The organism is Pseudomonas mandelii (assembly GCF_024138395.1).
GTDB lineage: Bacteria > Pseudomonadota > Gammaproteobacteria > Pseudomonadales > Pseudomonadaceae > Aquipseudomonas > Aquipseudomonas mandelii_E.
Genome location: NZ_JAMYDU010000002.1, coordinates 76,221 through 94,893, shown reverse-complemented (window position 1 = coordinate 94,893; position 18,673 = coordinate 76,221). Strand labels below are relative to the sequence as shown.

Sequence of the window (18,673 nt, the reverse complement as noted above, 5' to 3'; positions counted from 1 at the left end):
GCTAGTTCTCCTGACTGACGGCGGCGCAAATCAAATTAATGCCGCGGGCCTGAATCAGATCGCGTGCCTCCAGTGGCAGGCGATCATCGGTAATGAGGGTATGGACGCTGCTCCATGGCAGCTCCAGATTGGGAATTTTGCGGCCGATCTTGTCGGCCTCGACCATCACGATCACTTCGCGGGCAACCTCGGCCATGACACGGCTCAAGCCCAGCAATTCATTGAAGGTAGTGGTCCCGCGCACCAGATCGATGCCATCGGCACCGATAAATAACTGATCAAAGTCATATGAGCGTAGTACTTGCTCGGCCACCTGACCCTGGAAGGACTCGGAATGCGGGTCCCACGTTCCCCCGGTCATCAATAGCACCGGCTCGTGCTCGAGTTCACTCAAAGCGTTGGCGACATACAGGGAGTTGGTCATCACCACCAGACCCGGTTGTTGGCCGAGTTCCGGAATCATCGCGGCGGTGGTGCTGCCGCTGTCGATGATGATTCGCGCATGCTCGCGGATCCGCGTGACGGCGGCGCGGGCAATGGCCTGCTTGTATTTGGAAACCGGTTGGCCGAGGTCGGCGACCAGTTCTTGAGGCATGGTGACCGCCCCGCCATAACGACGCAGCAACAGGCCGTTGCTTTCAAGCGCTGCCAGGTCCTTGCGAATCGTAACTTCCGAGGTTTCGAAGCGCTTGGCCAGCTCATCCACACTGACTTCCCCCTGCTCATTGAGCAGGGCGAGGATGTTGTGACGGCGTTGGGGTGTGTTGCGCTTTGACATGGCTTGGTAAGTTTCGATTCGAAAGATAACGTAAGCAATCAAAACCTATTAGCGAAACTTCGTCAAGCGGGACGCGATAAAAATGATCTGTGGATAAAAAGCTTCGCGGGCAAGCCTCGCTCCTACGGAATTTCACCGTCCGTAGGAACGAGGCTTGCCCGCGAAAGCGATCTCATGAGCACCACGTCATGCGCTGTGGATAACTCAGCTCTTCTTGATCTTCTCCGGCCGTTTCCAGCCATCGATGTTCTTCTGCCGAGCCCGACCCACAGCCAACTGAGTCTTATCCACATTCTGGGTAATGGTCGAACCGGCCGCCGTGGTCGCACCCGCCGAGATATCCACAGGCGCCACCAACGAGTTGTTGGAACCGATGAATACATCTTCGCCCAGCACGGTTTTCCACTTGTTGGCGCCGTCATAGTTGCAGGTAATAGTGCCCGCGCCGATGTTGGTGCGCGCACCGATCTCGGCGTCGCCCAGATACGTCAAATGACCGGCCTTGGCGCCTTCGCCCAGATGAGCGTTCTTCAGTTCAACGAAGTTACCCACATGCGCGCGAGCTTCCAGCACGGTGCCGGGACGCAAACGAGCGAACGGGCCAGCATCGCTGCCTTCACCGAGTATTGCGCCTTCGATATGGCTGTTGGCCTTGATCACCACGCCTTTGCGCAGAGTGCTGTCCTTGATCACGCAGTTCGGGCCGATTACCACGTCGTCCTCGATGACGACTTTGCCTTCGAGGATCACGTTGATGTCGATCAGTACATCCCGACCGACGGTAACCTCACCACGCACATCGAAACGCGCCGGGTCGCGCAGGGTCACGCCTTGAGCCATCAAATGACGAGCCGTGCGCAACTGATAGTGACGCTCAAGCTCGGCCAGTTGCTTGCGATCGTTGGCGCCCTGCACTTCCATGGTGTCATGGGGGTGTTCAGTGGCCACTACCAGACCATCGCTGACTGCCATGGCGATCACGTCGGTCAGGTAATACTCGCCTTGGGAATTGTTATTGGAGAGACGACTCATCCAATCGCCCAGGCGCTCGAAAGGTAGCGCCAGAATGCCGGTATTGCCTTCAGTGATCGCACGCTCGAGGTCGTTGGTGTCTTTATGCTCGACGATGGCGGTAACCTTGCCGGCGGCATCGCGCACGATGCGGCCGTAACCCGTCGGGTCATCCAGCTCGACAGTCAACAGGCCCAGTTGCTGCGGTTCAGCCAGCTTGAGCAGACGTTGCAGGGTTTCGACTTCGATCAACGGTACGTCACCGTACAGAATCAGCACGGTGTCGGACTTGATGAACGGTACAGCCTGGGCCACCGCATGTCCGGTACCCAGCTGTTGGTCCTGCAGGACGAAATTCAGGTCATCGGCGCCCAGACGCTCGCGCACCACTTCGGCACCATGGCCGATCACTACATGAATGCGTTGTGGATCAAGTTGCCGGGCCGTGTGGATAACATGACCAAGCATTGAGTTACCGGCAACCGGGTGCAGAACTTTCGGCAAGGCCGAACGCATGCGCGTGCCTTGGCCGGCAGCGAGGATAACGATTTCAAGAGACATGACAGGCTACTAATCCTGGGGGGTCAGCGGCTGCGACCGGGTGATAAAAGTCAGAAAAGAAAAAAGGGTAGCCGAGGCTACCCTTTTTAATCAATCACACAATAAGTCGATGGCCGATTAGTGGCCGAACTTCTTGCGGATTTGCTGGACGGTGCGCAGCTGAGCTGCAGCCTCGGCCAGACGTGCGGCAGCAGCACCGTAGTCGAACTCGCCGCCTCTGTCGTGCAGAGCCTTCTCGGCAGCCTTGACGGCTTCCTGAGCGGAGGCTTCATCCAGGTCGGCAGCGCGTTGCACGGTGTCGGCAAGAACCTTGACCATGTTCGGCTGAACCTCGAGGAAACCGCCGGAGATGTAATACACCTCCTCTTCCCCGCCCTGCTTGACCAGGCGGATCGGGCCCGGCTTGAGATTAGTGATCAACGGCGCGTGACCCAGAGCGATACCAAGATCACCCAGTGCACCGTGCGCAATCACCATCTCGACCAGACCGGAAAAGATTTCCCCTTCCGCGCTGACGATATCGCAATGGACTGTCATAGCCATCTGATTGCCTCAACCTAAATTAGCGCCCGTTGCCGGGCGCCGGGATTACAGTTTCTTGGCTTTCTCGATCGCTTCTTCGATGCCGCCGACCATGTAGAACGCTTGTTCTGGCAGGTGGTCGTAGTCACCGTTGAGGATGCCTTTGAAGCCAGCAATGGTGTCTTTCAGGGAAACGTATTTACCCGAGGCACCGGTGAAGACTTCAGCCACGAAGAACGGCTGCGACAAGAAGCGCTGGATCTTACGAGCACGGTTTACCAACTGCTTGTCGGCTTCCGACAGCTCGTCCATACCCAGGATCGCAATGATGTCCTTCAGTTCTTTGTAACGCTGCAGAACGTACTGTACGCCGCGAGCGGTGTCGTAGTGGTCCTGGCCGATCACGTTCGGGTCCAGCTGGCGCGAAGTCGAGTCGAGTGGATCGACCGCCGGGTAGATACCCAGGGAGGCGATGTCACGGGACAGAACGACGGTGGCGTCCAAGTGGGCGAAGGTGGTCGCTGGCGACGGGTCAGTCAAGTCATCCGCCGGTACGTATACCGCCTGGATCGAAGTGATCGAACCTTCCTTGGTCGAAGTGATACGTTCTTGCAGAACGCCCATCTCTTCAGCCAGGGTCGGCTGGTAACCTACTGCAGAAGGCATACGGCCCAGCAGAGCGGATACTTCAGTACCGGCCAGGGTGTAACGATAGATGTTGTCGACGAACAGCAGAACGTCGTTACCTTCGTCACGGAACTTCTCGGCCATGGTCAGGCCGGTCAGTGCTACGCGCAGACGGTTACCCGGCGGCTCGTTCATCTGACCGTAAACCAGTGCCACTTTGTCCAGAACGTTGGAATCCTTCATCTCGTGGTAGAAGTCGTTACCCTCACGAGTACGCTCACCCACACCGGCGAACACGGAATAACCGCTGTGCTCGATGGCGATGTTACGGATCAGTTCCATCATGTTTACGGTTTTGCCTACACCGGCACCACCGAACAGACCGACTTTACCACCCTTGGCGAACGGGCAAACCAGGTCGATAACCTTGATGCCGGTTTCCAGCAGGTCGTTGCCGCCCGCTTGTTCAGCGAAGGTTGGCGCAGGACGGTGAATGCCCCAGCGCTCTTCGGTGTCGATCGGGCCAGCTTCGTCGATCGGGTTACCCAGAACGTCCATGATCCGGCCCAGGGTCGCTTTACCGACTGGTACGGAGATGGCTGCGCCGGAGTCAGTGACTTCCAGACCGCGCTTCAAGCCCTCGGTGGAACCCATCGCAATGGTACGAACCACGCCGTCGCCCAGCTGCTGCTGAACTTCCAGGGTGGTTTCGGCCGCGCTCACTACTTTCAGCGCGTTGTAGATGCTCGGTACGCTGTCGCGTGGAAATTCCACGTCGATAACGGCGCCGATGATTTGAACGATACGTCCGCTACTCATAGCTGGATCCTCTGAATATTTGAACCGTTAAACCGCGGCAGCGCCGCCGACGATTTCCGAGATCTCTTGGGTGATCGCAGCCTGACGCGCCTTGTTGTAGACCAGCTGCAAATCGCTGATCAAATCACCGGCGTTGTCGGTAGCGTTCTTCATCGCGATCATCCGCGCAGCTTGTTCAGCCGCGTTGTTCTCGACCACCGCCTGGTAGACCTGCGACTCCACGTAACGGACCATCAAGCCGTCAAGCAGCTCTTTGGCGTCCGGTTCGTACAGATAATCCCAGTGGTGCTTGAGTTCTTGATCCGGGGTTGCCACCAGTGGAATCAACTGCTCCACGGTAGGCTGTTGCGTCATGGTGTTGATGAACTTGTTGGACACCACGGACAGGCGGTCAATACGGCCGTCCAGGTAGGCATCCAGCATCACCTTGACGCTGCCGATCAAGTCATTGATCGACGGCTCTTCACCCAGGTGGCTGATAGCTGCAACGACGTTACCGCCGAAGTTGCGGAAGAAAGCCGCACCCTTGCTACCAACAACACACAGATCGATCTCGACGCCGTTTTCGCGGTTTACCGCCATGTCCTTGACCAGGGCCTTGAACAGGTTGGTGTTCAAGCCACCACACAGACCACGGTCACTGCTCACCACGACGTAACCGACGCGCTTGATTTCACGGTCGATCATGAACGGGTGGCGATATTCCGGGTTGGCGTTGGCCAGATGGCCAATAACCTGGCGGATGCGCTCCGCGTAAGGACGGCTAGCAGCCATGCGCATTTGTGCCTTGCGCATTTTACTGACCGCCACTTTTTCCATGGCGCTGGTAATCTTTTGCGTGCTTTTGATGCTCGCAATCTTACTGCGAATCTCTTTTGCGCCTGCCATGTAACACCTATCAGGTTAGCAAGCGGGAGCCTTGCGGCTCCCGCTGCGGCTTACCAGGTTTGGGTGGCCTTGAACTTCTCGATACCGGCTTTCAGGCCAGCGTCGATTTCGTCATTGAAGTCACCCTTCACGTTGATCTTCGCCATCAAATCGGCGTGATCGCGGTTGAAGAAAGCAATCAGCGCTTGTTCAAAGCTGCCGATCTTGGCGATTTCGACGTCAGTCAGGAACCCACGCTCAGCGGCATACAGCGACAGCGCCATGTCAGCGATCGACATTGGTGCGTATTGCTTCTGCTTCATCAGCTCGGTAACGCGCTGACCATGCTCAAGTTGCTTACGGGTCGCTTCGTCCAGGTCAGAAGCGAACTGGGCGAATGCCGCCAGTTCACGGTACTGAGCCAGAGCGGTACGGATACCACCGGACAGCTTCTTGATGATCTTGGTCTGAGCGGCACCACCCACACGGGATACCGAAACACCGGCGTTCACAGCAGGACGGATCCCGGAGTTGAACATGGCCGATTCCAGGAAGATCTGACCGTCGGTGATGGAAATCACGTTGGTCGGAACGAACGCGGAAACGTCGCCAGCCTGGGTTTCGATGATCGGCAGTGCGGTCAGGGAACCGGTTTTGCCGGTCACTGCGCCGTTGGTGAACTTCTCTACGTATTCTTCCGAAACGCGGGATGCGCGCTCCAGCAGACGGGAGTGGAGATAGAACACGTCGCCTGGGTAAGCTTCACGGCCTGGTGGACGGCGCAGCAGCAGGGAAATCTGGCGGTAAGCCACTGCTTGCTTGGACAGATCGTCATAAACGATCAGCGCGTCTTCACCGCGGTCGCGGAAGAATTCACCCATGGTGCAACCGGAGTACGGTGCCAGGAATTGCAGCGCAGGAGATTCCGAAGCACTGGCAGCCACGATGATCGTGTTGGCCAGAGCGCCGTTTTCTTCCAGCTTGCGAACCACGTTGGCGATGGTCGATTGCTTCTGACCGATCGCTACGTAGACGCAGAAAATGCCGCTGTTTTTCTGGTTGATGATCGCGTCGATCGCCAGAGCGGTTTTACCGATCTGACGGTCACCGATGATCAGCTCGCGCTGGCCACGGCCGACAGGGATCATGGCATCGACAGCCTTGTAGCCAGTCTGTACAGGCTGGTCTACCGACTTACGCCAGATCACGCCTGGAGCAACTTTCTCGACCGCGTCGGTCTCGGTGTTGCCCAGTGGACCTTTACCGTCAACAGGGTTACCCAGTGCGTCGACTACGCGACCCAGCAGTTCCTTACCCACCGGAACTTCGAGGATGCGGCCAGTGCACTTGGCGCTCATGCCTTCAGCCAGAGACTGGTATGCGCCCAATACAACGGCACCTACGGAGTCTTGCTCCAGGTTGAGAGCCATACCGAAGACGCCGCCCGGAAACTCGATCATCTCGCCGTACATTACGTCGGCCAGACCGTGAATCCGCACGATACCGTCAGATACGCTGACGACAGTGCCTTCGTTACGGGCTTGGGAGGTCACATCGAGCTTGTCGATGCGGCCCTTGATAATTTCACTTATTTCGGAAGGATTGAGTTGCTGCATTGCTCTGCTGCCCCTTCAAACTCAAGATTTCAATGCTTCGGCAAGGTTCGCGAGTTTGCCGCGAACCGAGCCATCGATAACCAGGTCGCCGGCGCGGATGACAATGCCCCCAATCAGGGATTTGTCTTCCTCGACTTGCAGGCGCACTTCCCGGTTGAGTCGTGCACTGAGAACCTTGGCGAGTTTGTCTTGCTGTTCTTGGTTCAATGCAAAAGCACTGGTCACTTCAACGTCTACCGACTTCTCTTGTTCAGCCTTGTACAGGTCGAACAGAGCGGATATCTCCGGCAAAAGCGGGAGACGGTCGTTTTCGGCAACGACGTTAATGAAGTTCTGTGCCTTGGCATCAAACTTGTCGCCGCACACGTCAATAAACGTGGCGGCCTTGTTTGCGCTCGTCAGTCGCGGGGCCTTGAGCACGCGCTGCATGGTGTCGTCTTGCGACACTGCTGCAGCCAGGCCGAGCATGGCTGACCAAGAGGCCAGTTGCTGGTGGGCCTGGGCGTGCTCGAAGGCTGCCTTAGCGTAAGGTCGGGCCAACGTGGTCAATTCTGCCATGATCGCCCTCGCTTAAATTTCAGCAGCCAGTTTGTTTACCAGCTCCGCGTGCGCGTTTTGATCGATTGTGGCACCCAGGATCTTCTCGGCGCCGCCGACAGCCAGTGCACCCAGTTGGGCACGCAGCGCGTCTTTGACACTGTTCAGTTCCTGCTCGATCTCGGCCTGAGCCTGAACCTTCACACGGTCAGCGTCGATACGGGCTTTTTCAACAGCCTCTTCAACGATCTGGTTACCGCGTTTCTTGGCTTGCTCAATGATTTCAGCTGCCTGAGCTTTCGCTTCGCGCAGTTGTTGACCCGCTTTATCTTGGGCCAACTCCAGGTCGCGAGCTGCTCGGGCGGCAGCGTCCAGTCCATCCGCGATCTTCTTCTGACGTTCGTGCAAAGCCGCGATGACCGGAGGCCATACGAACTTCATGCAAAAAAGTACAAAGATTAAGAACGCAACGGACTGGCCAATCAGGGTTGCATTAATGTTCACGCCAACACCTCGCTCGTTCGTTGCACAACACACTAATCACTCGACGATTCGAGTGATTAGCCAGCGAGTTGACCAACGAATGGGTTCGCGAAGGTGAAGAACAGAGCGATACCAACACCGATCATGGTCACGGCGTCGAGCAGACCGGCAACGATGAACATTTTAACTTGCAGCATTGGAACCATTTCTGGCTGACGCGCTGCGCCTTCCAGGAACTTGCCGCCCAACAGGCCGAAACCAATTGCGGTACCCAGTGCGCCCAGGCCGATCAACAGTGCAACAGCGATAGCGGTTAGACCAACTACAGTTTCCATCTTTCCTCCCGACTTTTACGTCGTATGGTTTAGGTTTTTTAGATTTTAAAGCGGTAAAACAAATCGTTTCATAGCCCTGTTCGGGCCCCCACCCGTGTTACCGGGCGGGACATCAGACCAGTCGAGACTGGTCTTAATGGTTCTCTTCGTGCGCCATCGACAGGTAGACGATGGTCAGCATCATGAAGATAAACGCCTGCAGGGTGATGATCAGGATGTGGAACACAGCCCACGCCCACTGCAGAACTACGCCCAGGCCGCTAAGCCAGAGCAGACCGCTGCCGAACATCACAGCAATCAGAATGAAGACCAGTTCGCCGGCATACATGTTGCCGAACAGACGCAGTGCCAACGAGATTGGCTTGGCAATCAGTGTCACGAACTCAAGCAGGAAGTTCACCGGAATCAGCAGGGCTTGAACGAAGATGTTCTTGCTGCCGAACGGGTGCAGGGTCAGTTCGCCGATGAAGCCGCCGATGCCCTTGACCTTGATGCTGTAGAAAATGATCAACGCGAATACCGACAGGGCCATGCCCAGGGTAGCGTTAGGGTCAGTGGTCGATACGGCGCGGAATGGAATGTGCGGATCGCCGGAGATCAACATGGCCACTTGAGGAATCCAGTCAACCGGAATCAGGTCGACGGCGTTCATCAGGAAGACCCAGACGAAGATGGTCAGCGCCAACGGTGCAATCACCGGGCTACGGCCATGGAAGCTGTCTTTCACGCTGCCATCGACGAATTCGACCAATACTTCAACGAAGTTCTGCAAAGCACCAGGCTGACCGGAAGTCGCCTTCTTTGCCGCCATGCGGAAAAGAAGAACGAAAATCAGACCCAACGCGACCGACCAGCCGAGAGTATCGACGTGGAAAGCCCAGAAGCCCATTTCTTTGGCTTCTGCTGCGGTGTGGGCAAAACCCCACCCGCCAGTTGGGTGCTGACCGAAGGTCAGGTTCTGCAAGTGGTGCTGGATATAGCCCGAAGCGGTTGTCTCTGCCATGGTTGCCTCAAACGCCCTAAGGTCTCGAAAGTCTTGTTCTCATTAGCAGGGGAGCGAACCAGCTAACCAGTTGGGTCAGCACGAAGACGCCGAATACTGCCAGCGGCGCCAATGGCTTCACACCTGCGAACGTCAATGCAAACAGCACTGCCGTCAAAATCAGTTTGCCCGCCTCGCCGGCATAAAAAGACCGGACAATGGCTTGAGCTGCTCGGGCGCCGGAAAACCGAAATGCCCTGTGAGCGAAATAAATATTGGGAAGCAAGGCTATCAGGCCTCCGCAGAGTCCTGAGTACCCGGCAACGACTCCATGCCATTGCCAGAGCGCCAAAGCGGCGATCAGCAAAACGACAAATTGAGCCATTAACACCGGAAAAACTGCCAGGCGATGGAACGGCAAGCGGTCTGGCGTGCGGTTTTCCATCTCTTTTGCTCCCCAATGGTCGGCTGCCGGAATTCAATAACCTGGCATAATTTGTGCCGACAAAATGCGCGCAGAGTATAGGGGCGGTTCTGCCCCTATTCAACTGTCAGGTAGTGATTTCCGACTTCACGCTACATGAGGAATTGTTTCAGCGGATGTGTGCGAGTACACCTTGAAGCTCATCAAGAGAGTTATAGCCAATCACCAGCTGCCCCTTACCCTTCTTTCCGTGGCGGATCTGCACCGCAGAGCCTAGGCGCTCGGCCAGGCGCTGCTCGAGTCGGGCGATATCCGGGTCCGGTTTTGCCGGTTCCACGGGCTCCGGTTTGCCACTCAACCACTGGCGAACCAGTGCTTCAGTCTGGCGCACAGTCAGCCCCCGTGCGACAACGTGTCGCGCCCCTTCAACTTGTTGATTTTCCGGCAAACCGAGCAAGGCACGGGCATGACCCATTTCCAGGTCGCCGTGAGACAGCATGGTTTTGATGACTTCCGGCAGGGCAATCAGACGCAACAGGTTGGCGACGGTGACGCGGGACTTCCCCACAGCCTCGGCCACTTGTTGCTGAGTCAGCTGGAATTCCTGCTGCAAACGCTGCAAGGCCACCGCTTCTTCGATCGGATTGAGGTCTTCGCGCTGGATGTTCTCGATCAGCGCCATGGCGATGGCGGTTTCATCCGGCACATCGCGAACCATCGCCGGGATGGTTTCCTGACCAGCCTGCTGGCTGGCGCGCCAGCGGCGTTCGCCGGCGATGATTTCGAAGCGCCCGCTGCCAATCGGGCGAACCACGATCGGCTGCATCACGCCCTGGGCCTTGATCGACTGCGCCAGCTCTTCCAGTGCTTGAGGATCCATGTCCCGACGTGGCTGGTACTTGCCACGCTGGATCAGGTCCAGGGGCAGGTGCTGCAGCTCACGCTGATCGGCCTGTACCGCTTGCTCTTCCAGCGAGCTGACAGTCGGACCACTCAGCAGTGCATCCAGTCCACGTCCGAGACCTCGTTTCTTGACGGCCATGGGGATTCCTTAAGTTGCCTGAGCAGCGGCGATGCGTGAGTTTTTGCGCTGACGGCGAACCATCTCGCCCGCCAATGCCAGGTAAGCAATCGCGCCCCGCGATGATTTGTCGTATGCCAGCGCCGGCATGCCATAGCTTGGCGCTTCGGCCAGACGGATGTTGCGCGGAATCACGGTGTCATAGAGCTGATCGCCGAAGTGTTCCTTGAGCTGCGCCGATACGTCGTTCATCAGGCTCAAACGCGGGTCGTACATGGTCCGCAACAGGCCTTCGACTTTCAGGTTCGGGTTCAGCAGTTCGGCAATGCGCTTGATGTTATCCACAAGGTCGCTCAACCCTTCGAGCGCGAAGTACTCGCACTGCATGGGGATAATCACCCCGTCGGCGGCAACCAGTGCGTTGAGCGTCAACATCGACAGCGACGGCGGGCAGTCGATCAAAATGTAATCGTAGTTTTCACGGATCGGCGCCAACGCACTGCGCAGACGACTTTCCTTCATCTGCATTTCCAGCAGAACGACTTCGGCCGCGGTCAGGTCGCGGTTGGCCGGCAGCAATTGATAACCGCCGTGCTCGGAATAGTGCATGGCCTGGGCGAGATCGCATTCACCGATCAGCAGGTCGTAGACCGAGTTTTCCAGGCCGTGTTTATCCACACCGCTACCCATGGTGGCGTTGCCCTGTGGATCGAGATCGATCAACAGCACCCGACGCTTGGTAGCGACCAGGGAAGCTGCGAGGTTGATGCAGGTGGTGGTCTTGCCCACACCACCCTTTTGGTTCGCTATCGCGAATACCTTAGCCATTCTTGCTTGTGTTCCCAATCATGCCGTGCGGCGCAGTATCAGCAGATGGCGTTGGCCTTGGCAACCGGGTACGGCCAGGGCGTGTTCGCTATCGAGGTGGAAGTCTGCCGGCAATGCTACCAGCTCATCAGCAGGATGAACGCCCTTCATTGCCAGCCAACGTGTTTCTGCGTCGCCCAAATGGCGAGTCCAGTTGCTGAAGTTCTCCATGCTGCTGAACGCACGGGAAATGATCCCGTTGAATGGCAGTTCAGGCTGGAAGGCTTCGACGCGACTGTGGATAACTTGCAGGTTATCCAGTTTGAGTTCGAGTTTGACCTGGGTCAGGAAGCGGGTTTTCTTGCCGTTGCTGTCCAGGCAGGTCACTTGCGACTCGGGAAACAGGATCGCCAAGGGAATCCCCGGCATGCCGCCGCCACTGCCCACATCCAGCCAGCGGCCGTTTTCGATGAAGGACATCACGCTCAGGCTGTCGAGCAAATGCCGTGAAACCATTTCGTCCGGATCACGCACTGCCGTGAGGTTGTAGGCCTTGTTCCATTTTATCAACAGGGCCAGATAACCCAGCAGCTGGGCATGCTGGGCTTCCGTCAGGTTGACACCGAGCTGGCGAGCACCTGTGGATAACTCTTCGGCGTGTTGCGAGGTGACCAACGAACTCAAGCGCTTTGCTCCAACTGACGGCCCGCGCCGCGTTTTTTCAAATGAATCATCAACAGCGAAATCGCTGCCGGAGTCACGCCCGGAATACGCGACGCCTGGCCCAGGGTCTCTGGACGGGTCGCGCCGAGCTTGCTCTGGATCTCTTTCGAGAGACCGGAGATGTTCGTGTAATCGATATCCACAGGCAGTTTGGTGTCTTCGCTGGCCCGCAGGCGCGCGATTTCATCCTGTTGACGATCGATGTAACCGGCGTATTTGGTCTTGATTTCGACCTGTTCGGCGACCTGTGGATCTTCTGCGCCCCCACCGGTCACCGCGATCAGACCAGCGTAGTCGATTTCCGGACGGCTCAGCAGGTTAAGCAAATTGTATTCGTGGGTCAGCGGCGTACCGAATTTCTCGGATATCGCATCGCCCTGCTCGGTGCCCGGGCGAACCCAGGTACTTTTCAGGCGTTGCTCTTCCAGATCGATGCTTTCGCGTTTCTTGCAGAACGCAGCCCAACGCGCGTCATCCACCAGACCCAATTCGCGACCTTTTTCGGTCAAGCGCAGGTCGGCGTTGTCTTCGCGCAGGATCAAACGGTATTCGGCGCGGGACGTGAACATCCGATACGGTTCCTGGGTACCCAGGGTAATCAGGTCGTCGACCAAAACGCCGATGTACGCCTCGTCGCGACGCGGGCACCAGGCATCTTTGCCCTGAGCACGCAGTGCGGCGTTGGCTCCGGCCAGCAAACCCTGGGCGCCGGCTTCTTCGTAACCGGTGGTGCCGTTGATTTGCCCGGCGAAGAACAGACCGCCGATCACTTTGGTTTCCAGGCTGTACTTCAGGTCACGCGGGTCGAAGTAGTCGTACTCGATGGCGTAACCCGGGCGAACGATGTGCGCGTTTTCCATGCCGCGAATCGATTGCACGATCTGCAGCTGCACGTCGAACGGCAAGGATGTGGATATCCCGTTCGGGTACAACTCGTGGGTGGTCAAACCCTCGGGTTCGATGAAGACCTGATGGCTTTCCTTGTCGGCAAAGCGGTGGATCTTGTCTTCGATCGATGGGCAATAACGCGGGCCGATGCCTTCGATCAACCCAGCATCGGAATACATCGGCGAACGGTCGAGGTTGGCGGCAATGATTTCGTGGGTGCGGGCATTGGTGTGGGTAATCCAGCAACTGACCTGTTTCGGATGCTGCTCTTTAGAGCCCATGAACGACATCACAGGAATCGGCGTATCCCCTGCCTGCTCGGTCATCACCGAGAAATCCACAGTGCGACCGTCGATGCGCGGCGGTGTACCGGTTTTCAGGCGACCGACCCGCAATGGCAGTTCGCGCAGGCGATGAGCCAGCGCAATCGACGGCGGATCACCGGCGCGACCGCCGGAATAATTCTGCATGCCGATGTGGATAAGTCCGCCGAGGAAAGTGCCAGTGGTCAACACCACGGAATCTGCAAAGAAACGCAGGCCCATTTGGGTAACAACACCGCGCACTTGTTCCTGCTCGACGATCAGATCGTCAGCAGCCTGTTGAAATATCCACAGGTTCGGCTGGTTTTCCAGGGCTTCGCGGACAGCGGCCTTGTACAGAACCCGATCTGCCTGAGCGCGGGTTGCACGCACGGCTGGGCCTTTGCGGCTGTTCAATACGCGAAACTGAATACCACCTTTATCGGTAGCCATGGCCATCGCGCCGCCCAGGGCATCGATTTCCTTAACCAAATGGCTTTTGCCGATCCCACCAATGGCGGGGTTGCAACTCATGGCACCAAGGGTTTCCACGTTATGCGTCAGCAACAGGGTTTTTGCCCCCATACGCGCTGACGCCAGTGCTGCCTCGGTACCGGCATGACCGCCGCCGATGACGATCACTTCAAAACGGGAAGGGAAATCCACCACGCACCTCGTGCCTGCTTCAGTCAGGTAATCCGGAAATAGTTTGAGCTCAGGTTTTTGGACCTGGTCGGCAAGTATAGGGACTTCGCCCTTCCTAAAGAACCCTTTGCACAAAATTTAACCAGCTGTGGAGAAGTCGAGGTTATAGAAATTAAAAAGAGAGAAATTTATTAAATCTTTGTTTTTATGTTTATTTCTACTGAGCCACCTTTCTGTGGATAGATTGATACAGCCCTTTATATTCAATATGTACAGAGGTTCAAAACCCTGTGGTCATGTGCCAAGGAGGCCCTTGGATAACCAGTGTAAGCCTGTGGATGAAAGGGGTGGTTATCCACAGAGGGGTTTATCTCCAGTTTTCAGGCCTTGTTATCAACTGCCCTTAGCGGCACTTATTCACAGGGCTTAATCCACAGAAAAGCCGTCGAATGAGCAAATCCCGGGCAAGGGAAATCCGCTCAAGCGAAGAATCTGCTCGGCACTGGGGGAAAAAATTCAGAAAAGGACAGAACAGACAGGCGCTAATGGCCTGTCTGTGGACAGCGAAAGGGACTATTTACCGATACAGAAGCTGGAAAAAATCCTTCCCAGCAGATCATCGGAGCTGAATGCGCCGGTAATTTCGCCCAAAGACTGCTGAGCCTGCCGCAAATCTTCGGCGAGCAGTTCACCAGCACCCGCTAACGTCAGCTGCGCACGGCCATGCTCGAGGGACGCACTCGCGTGACGCAGTGCCTCCAGGTGACGCCTGCGAGCACTGAAGCTGCTTTCGGAGGTCTGCTCGTAACCCATGCAGGCCTTGAGGTGCTCACGCAGCAATTCCAGGCCTTCGCCGGCAGACCTCGCACTGAGGCTGATAGTGACGTGGCCATCGTTGCTGACTTCCAGGGCAATCGCTTCGCCCGTCAGGTCAGCCTTGTTACGGATCAACGTAACTTTTGCCGGATCCGGGCGGGTTTCGAGGAATTCAGGCCACAAGGCAAAGGGATCAAGGGCCTCGGGAGCTGTGGCATCGACCACCAGCAATACCCGATCGGCCTCACCGATGGCTTTCAACGCCCGTTCGACGCCAATTTTTTCCACCTGATCATCGGTATCGCGCAGGCCGGCAGTGTCGACCACGTGCAACGGCATGCCATCAATGTGGATATGTTCGCGAAGAATGTCCCGGGTAGTGCCGGCAATTTCGGTCACGATCGCCGCTTCCCGTCCAGCCAAGGCATTCAGGAGGCTGGACTTGCCGGCATTCGGCCGGCCCGCGATTACCACGGTCATACCGTCCCGGAGCAAGGCCCCTTGGCCAGCTTCACGCAGCACTGTGGATAATTCGTCGCGCACTTTATCGAGCATGCTCAGGACATGGCCATCGGCGAGGAAGTCGATTTCTTCTTCGGGGAAGTCGATGGCTGCTTCGACGTAAATGCGCAGGCCTATCAGTTGCTCGGTGAGGTTATGCACACGCTGGGAAAACGCACCCTGCAACGAACGCAGGGCATTTCGTGCCGCCTGCGCAGAACTTGCCTCGATCAAGTCGGCAATGGCTTCGGCCTGAGCCAGATCGAGCTTGTCGTTGAGGAAGGCGCGCTCGCTGAATTCACCCGGCCGCGCCAGACGACAGCCCAGTTCCAGGCAACGCTTGAGCAGCATATCCAGAACGATTGGCCCGCCGTGGCCCTGCAGCTCGAGCACATCTTCGCCGGTGAACGAATTCGGTCCCGGGAAATATAGGGCGATGCCTTCATCCAGCACCTCTTCGTTTGCACTGAGGAACGGGCCGTAATGGGCAAACCGTGGTTTCAGTTCGCGACCGCTGATGGCTTTGGCCGCCAGACTCGCCAGCGGCCCGGAAATACGGACGATGCCCACTCCGCCGCGACCTTGAGCGGTGGCGACGGCAGCGATGGTTTCACGAGGAACGCTCATAAACCGGTATCCAGACAAAAGTGACAGATAGCAAAACGCCCCACTAGGGGGCGTTTTGAGTGGTTATCCACAGAGTAAGTTACGCCTCGGCTTTTTTGGTAGCCGCTTCGATCTTACGCGTGATGTACCACTGTTGTGCGATGGACAGCACGTTGTTCACAACCCAGTACAGCACCAGACCTGCCGGGAACCACAGGAAGAAGAAGGTGAAGATGATTGGCATCATTTTCATGACCTTCGCCTGCATCGGATCCGGAGGAGTCGGGTTCAACTGCTGCTGGATGAACATGGTTACGCCCATGATGATCGGCAGAATGAAGAACGGATCCTTGATCGACAGGTCAGTAATCCACAGCATGAATGGCGCTTGGCGCATTTCCACGCTTTCCAGCAGAACCCAGTACAGCGAAAGGAAAACCGGCATCTGCACCAGGATTGGCAAGCAGCCACCCAGTGGATTGATCTTTTCTTTCTTGTACAGCTCCATCATGGCTTGCGACATTTTCTGCCGGTCGTCGCCATGTTGCTCTTTCAGCGCAGCCAGTTTCGGTGCCACTGCACGCATGCGTGCCATGGATTTGTAGCTGGCAGCCGACAGCGGGAAGAAAATCCCCTTGATCAGCATGGTCAGGAAGATGATCGACCAGCCCCAGTTACCGACCAGCGCGTGGATATGTTGCAGCAACCAGAAGATTGGCTGGGCAATGAACCACAGAATGCCGTAGTCGACGGTCAATTCCAGACCTGGGGACAACTCTTTCAGGACAGCCTGGCTTTTCGGACCCGCGTACAGAACAGCGCTGGTTTCGGCTTTTGCACCTGGCGCGACAGTCATTGCCGGGGCGGTGTAGCCGATGATGTAGTTGCCTTTGCTGTCTTTACGGGTCTGGACGATGTTGTTTTCGCCCTTGACCGGAATCCATGCAGTCACGAAATAGTGCTGCAACCAGGCAACCCAACCACCGGTGACGGTTTCTTTCAGCTGAGCCTTGTCCATGTCGCTCATCGACACTTTCTTGTACGGCTCGTTACTTGTCCACAGGGCGGCGCCCAGGTAAGTCGCGGTGCCGGTGGCGGTGCTGGAAGAAGGATCGGAGCTGGCGTCACGCTTCAATTGCGCGAACATTGCACCAGACCAGGGCTGAGCGCTCTGGTTGTCGATCAGGTAGGAAACGGTTACGTCATACAGGCCACGTTTCAGCGTGAAACGCTTGATGTAGTTGACGCCGTCCTTGCTGAACTTCAGGTCCGCGACCAATTGGTCTTGACCGTCAGCCAGTTGATAAATCTTCTTCTCGGAGGAGTAAACCGGACGACCGGCAGGACTTGCGTCCGGACCGTTGGTGCCGATCAGGCCACTCTGAGCCAGATAAGTCCTCTCGTTGCCGTTATCAAACAGCTGGAATGGAATTTCCGGATGATCCTGGCGACGTGGATACAGCGGCAACGTCAACTGCGCAACATCGCCACCTTGTGGATCGATTGCCAGGTTGAGCACATCCGTTTTGATCTGGATGAGGTCTTTGCTTGCAGCTACTGGTGTTTCAGCAGGTGCAGTTGCACTGGTATCGCTTGGGGCGCGCGGAATGTCGTCACTGACAGAAGCATTATTGCCAGTCGCCGTATCCGGTAGGCCCGGTGCGGTAGTACTGGAAGCAACATTCTGAGTCGGCAGGGCAGCCTGGCCATAGTCCTGGTTCCATTTAAGAACCATAACGTAGGACACGATTGCCAGGGCGACGATCAGGATCGTGCGTTTGATATCCATGATTACTCGGCCATCGAAGAAGAACGGGAGGTAGGGATAGATGGAACCGGGTCATAACCACCGGGATTCCACGGATGACAGCGACCTAAACGACGAAAGGCCAGCCAGCCACCGCGCAGAAGGCCATGATTTTCTATGGCTTCATACGCGTAGCAGGAACAACTGGGGTAGAAACGACAGTGACTGGCCATCAGGGGACTGATGGCATAGCGATAAAACTGGATCGGAACGAGTGCCAGTTTACGCATCGGGACTGTCTACCCCTACAGTTTCGGTTTTGACTGCTGGTACCGGCTTGCTGCGTGCCAGACGTTTCCAGAGTTTGTCGAAATGCTGAATCAATTCGGGGCTTTCTACGTCACCCAAACCTTTGCGCGCGACGATAACAATGTCCCAACCGACCAGTAAATCCTGGTTCAGGCGAAACGATTCGCGCATCAGACGTTTGAGGCGATTGCGCTCGACGGAGAGCTTTACGCTCTTTTTCCCGATAACCAGCCCGAGACGGGGGTGATCAAGATCGTTGTTGCGCGCAAGGAGCAGGAGATTTTTCCCCGGAACCTTGCCGGTAGGGGAGTCAAAGACTGCCTTGAAATGCCGGGGGGTAAGCAGACGCTTTTCCCGACTGAAGTCCTGACTCACCTCCAGTGCCGGATTATCAAACTGCCAGACGCGCACGACCTTTGGCGCGACGACGCGACAGGACGGCACGACCGTTTTTGGTAGCCATGCGAGCACGGAAACCGTGGGTACGAGCGCGTTTGATAGTGCTTGGTTGGAAAGTACGTTTCATTGTCGTGTTACCTGGTTCGTCCACAACGGGCCGGAATGGCCCCCGTTTTAAGAGACCGGGGATTCTAGAGAAAGCAAGCCTCTAGGTCAATTTCCAACCAGCGTTTCCTTATAAATAGATCTCCAGACGATTTGCTCGCCGAAGGTCGTCCGCTAGATATAGAAATAAAGAAGGGAATTATTTAAAGCTTTTCTGTAAAGCTTATAAAAGCTAGGGCCGC

20 protein-coding genes are annotated in these 18,673 nt (G+C 56.6%); all 20 read right to left on the bottom strand.

Features of this window, described 5'->3' with window-relative positions; genetic code table 11:
• Position 1: 1 nt before the first annotated feature.
• The gene (locus NHU87_RS03810) at positions 2 to 778 is read right to left on the bottom strand and encodes a DeoR/GlpR family DNA-binding transcription regulator (protein WP_253545779.1); all 777 of its coding nucleotides are present in this window, start codon (positions 776 to 778) and stop codon (positions 2 to 4) included.
• Between the two features lie 204 nt (positions 779 to 982).
• Positions 983 to 2,350: a bifunctional UDP-N-acetylglucosamine diphosphorylase/glucosamine-1-phosphate N-acetyltransferase GlmU gene (glmU, locus tag NHU87_RS03805; RefSeq protein ID WP_253545777.1), complete on the bottom strand. Its 1,368-nt coding sequence runs from the start codon at positions 2,348 to 2,350 to the stop codon at positions 983 to 985.
• Between the two features lie 117 nt (positions 2,351 to 2,467).
• Positions 2,468 to 2,893, bottom strand: a complete 426-nt coding sequence (locus NHU87_RS03800) for a F0F1 ATP synthase subunit epsilon (RefSeq protein WP_237885142.1) — start codon at positions 2,891 to 2,893, stop codon at positions 2,468 to 2,470.
• A 45-nt stretch (positions 2,894 to 2,938) separates the two neighbouring features.
• Complete coding sequence (atpD, locus tag NHU87_RS03795; protein ID WP_253545775.1) at positions 2,939 to 4,318, bottom strand: F0F1 ATP synthase subunit beta; 1,380 nt, start codon at positions 4,316 to 4,318, stop codon at positions 2,939 to 2,941.
• 27 nt (positions 4,319 to 4,345) lie between these two features.
• On the bottom strand, positions 4,346 to 5,206 hold the full coding sequence (gene atpG / locus NHU87_RS03790) for a F0F1 ATP synthase subunit gamma (protein ID WP_095052279.1): 861 nt from the start codon (positions 5,204 to 5,206) through the stop codon (positions 4,346 to 4,348).
• 50 nt (positions 5,207 to 5,256) lie between these two features.
• A complete protein-coding gene (gene atpA, locus NHU87_RS03785; RefSeq protein ID WP_253545773.1) occupies positions 5,257 to 6,801 on the bottom strand; it encodes a F0F1 ATP synthase subunit alpha in 1,545 nt (514 codons plus the stop codon).
• Positions 6,802 to 6,822: 21 nt separating this feature from the next.
• Positions 6,823 to 7,359, bottom strand: a complete 537-nt coding sequence (locus tag NHU87_RS03780) for a F0F1 ATP synthase subunit delta (RefSeq protein WP_007903030.1) — start codon at positions 7,357 to 7,359, stop codon at positions 6,823 to 6,825.
• Between the two features lie 12 nt (positions 7,360 to 7,371).
• Positions 7,372 to 7,842 (bottom strand): F0F1 ATP synthase subunit B, encoded by a 471-nt coding sequence (locus tag NHU87_RS03775; protein WP_007903028.1) that lies wholly within the window; start codon positions 7,840 to 7,842, stop codon positions 7,372 to 7,374.
• 56 nt (positions 7,843 to 7,898) lie between these two features.
• A complete protein-coding gene (atpE, locus tag NHU87_RS03770; protein WP_002555987.1) occupies positions 7,899 to 8,156 on the bottom strand; it encodes a F0F1 ATP synthase subunit C in 258 nt (85 codons plus the stop codon).
• A gap of 133 nt (positions 8,157 to 8,289) precedes the next feature.
• Positions 8,290 to 9,159, bottom strand: coding sequence for a F0F1 ATP synthase subunit A (gene atpB, locus NHU87_RS03765; protein WP_007903023.1), 870 nt, complete (start codon positions 9,157 to 9,159; stop codon positions 8,290 to 8,292).
• A 16-nt stretch (positions 9,160 to 9,175) separates the two neighbouring features.
• On the bottom strand, positions 9,176 to 9,583 hold the full coding sequence (locus tag NHU87_RS03760; RefSeq protein ID WP_007903021.1) for a F0F1 ATP synthase subunit I: 408 nt from the start codon (positions 9,581 to 9,583) through the stop codon (positions 9,176 to 9,178).
• A gap of 148 nt (positions 9,584 to 9,731) precedes the next feature.
• A complete protein-coding gene (locus NHU87_RS03755; protein WP_008007888.1) occupies positions 9,732 to 10,604 on the bottom strand; it encodes a ParB/RepB/Spo0J family partition protein in 873 nt (290 codons plus the stop codon).
• Between the two features lie 9 nt (positions 10,605 to 10,613).
• Complete coding sequence (locus NHU87_RS03750) at positions 10,614 to 11,411, bottom strand: ParA family protein (RefSeq protein WP_008007890.1); 798 nt, start codon at positions 11,409 to 11,411, stop codon at positions 10,614 to 10,616.
• Between the two features lie 18 nt (positions 11,412 to 11,429).
• The gene (rsmG, locus tag NHU87_RS03745; protein ID WP_038980416.1) at positions 11,430 to 12,074 is read right to left on the bottom strand and encodes a 16S rRNA (guanine(527)-N(7))-methyltransferase RsmG; all 645 of its coding nucleotides are present in this window, start codon (positions 12,072 to 12,074) and stop codon (positions 11,430 to 11,432) included.
• Entirely contained in the window at positions 12,071 to 13,969 is a 1,899-nt protein-coding gene (gene mnmG / locus NHU87_RS03740) for a tRNA uridine-5-carboxymethylaminomethyl(34) synthesis enzyme MnmG (RefSeq protein WP_253545771.1), read from the bottom strand. Before mnmG ends, rsmG begins: the two co-directional genes overlap by 4 nt.
• Positions 13,970 to 14,521: 552 nt before the next feature.
• Positions 14,522 to 15,892: a tRNA uridine-5-carboxymethylaminomethyl(34) synthesis GTPase MnmE gene (gene mnmE / locus NHU87_RS03735; protein ID WP_008073644.1), complete on the bottom strand. Its 1,371-nt coding sequence runs from the start codon at positions 15,890 to 15,892 to the stop codon at positions 14,522 to 14,524.
• A gap of 79 nt (positions 15,893 to 15,971) precedes the next feature.
• Positions 15,972 to 17,660: a membrane protein insertase YidC gene (yidC, locus tag NHU87_RS03730; protein ID WP_253545769.1), complete on the bottom strand. Its 1,689-nt coding sequence runs from the start codon at positions 17,658 to 17,660 to the stop codon at positions 15,972 to 15,974.
• Between the two features lie 2 nt (positions 17,661 to 17,662).
• The gene (gene yidD, locus NHU87_RS03725; protein ID WP_074872215.1) at positions 17,663 to 17,908 is read right to left on the bottom strand and encodes a membrane protein insertion efficiency factor YidD; all 246 of its coding nucleotides are present in this window, start codon (positions 17,906 to 17,908) and stop codon (positions 17,663 to 17,665) included.
• Complete coding sequence (rnpA, locus tag NHU87_RS03720) at positions 17,901 to 18,302, bottom strand: ribonuclease P protein component (RefSeq protein ID WP_038983561.1); 402 nt, start codon at positions 18,300 to 18,302, stop codon at positions 17,901 to 17,903. Before rnpA ends, yidD begins: the two co-directional genes overlap by 8 nt.
• Positions 18,303 to 18,318: 16 nt before the next feature.
• Positions 18,319 to 18,453, bottom strand: a complete 135-nt coding sequence (gene rpmH / locus NHU87_RS03715) for a 50S ribosomal protein L34 (protein WP_003213577.1) — start codon at positions 18,451 to 18,453, stop codon at positions 18,319 to 18,321.
• Positions 18,454 to 18,673: the final 220 nt, after the last annotated feature.

Coding starts and splice junctions, on each gene's coding strand:
- atpG (WP_095052279.1), bottom strand. CDS start 5,206: ATGGCAGGCGCAAAAGAGATTCGCAGTAAGATTGCGAGCATCAAAAGC.
- NHU87_RS03760 (WP_007903021.1), bottom strand. CDS start 9,583: ATGGAAAACCGCACGCCAGACCGCTTGCCGTTCCATCGCCTGGCAGTT.
- rpmH (WP_003213577.1), bottom strand. CDS start 18,453: ATGAAACGTACTTTCCAACCAAGCACTATCAAACGCGCTCGTACCCAC.
- yidD (WP_074872215.1), bottom strand. CDS start 17,908: ATGCGTAAACTGGCACTCGTTCCGATCCAGTTTTATCGCTATGCCATC.
- NHU87_RS03810 (WP_253545779.1), bottom strand. CDS start 778: ATGTCAAAGCGCAACACACCCCAACGCCGTCACAACATCCTCGCCCTG.
- NHU87_RS03780 (WP_007903030.1), bottom strand. CDS start 7,359: ATGGCAGAATTGACCACGTTGGCCCGACCTTACGCTAAGGCAGCCTTC.
- atpB (WP_007903023.1), bottom strand. CDS start 9,159: ATGGCAGAGACAACCGCTTCGGGCTATATCCAGCACCACTTGCAGAAC.
- yidC (WP_253545769.1), bottom strand. CDS start 17,660: ATGGATATCAAACGCACGATCCTGATCGTCGCCCTGGCAATCGTGTCC.
- NHU87_RS03750 (WP_008007890.1), bottom strand. CDS start 11,411: ATGGCTAAGGTATTCGCGATAGCGAACCAAAAGGGTGGTGTGGGCAAG.
- glmU (WP_253545777.1), bottom strand. CDS start 2,350: ATGTCTCTTGAAATCGTTATCCTCGCTGCCGGCCAAGGCACGCGCATG.
- NHU87_RS03755 (WP_008007888.1), bottom strand. CDS start 10,604: ATGGCCGTCAAGAAACGAGGTCTCGGACGTGGACTGGATGCACTGCTG.
- atpA (WP_253545773.1), bottom strand. CDS start 6,801: ATGCAGCAACTCAATCCTTCCGAAATAAGTGAAATTATCAAGGGCCGC.
- mnmE (WP_008073644.1), bottom strand. CDS start 15,892: ATGAGCGTTCCTCGTGAAACCATCGCTGCCGTCGCCACCGCTCAAGGT.
- atpE (WP_002555987.1), bottom strand. CDS start 8,156: ATGGAAACTGTAGTTGGTCTAACCGCTATCGCTGTTGCACTGTTGATC.
- atpD (WP_253545775.1), bottom strand. CDS start 4,318: ATGAGTAGCGGACGTATCGTTCAAATCATCGGCGCCGTTATCGACGTG.
- NHU87_RS03800 (WP_237885142.1), bottom strand. CDS start 2,893: ATGGCTATGACAGTCCATTGCGATATCGTCAGCGCGGAAGGGGAAATC.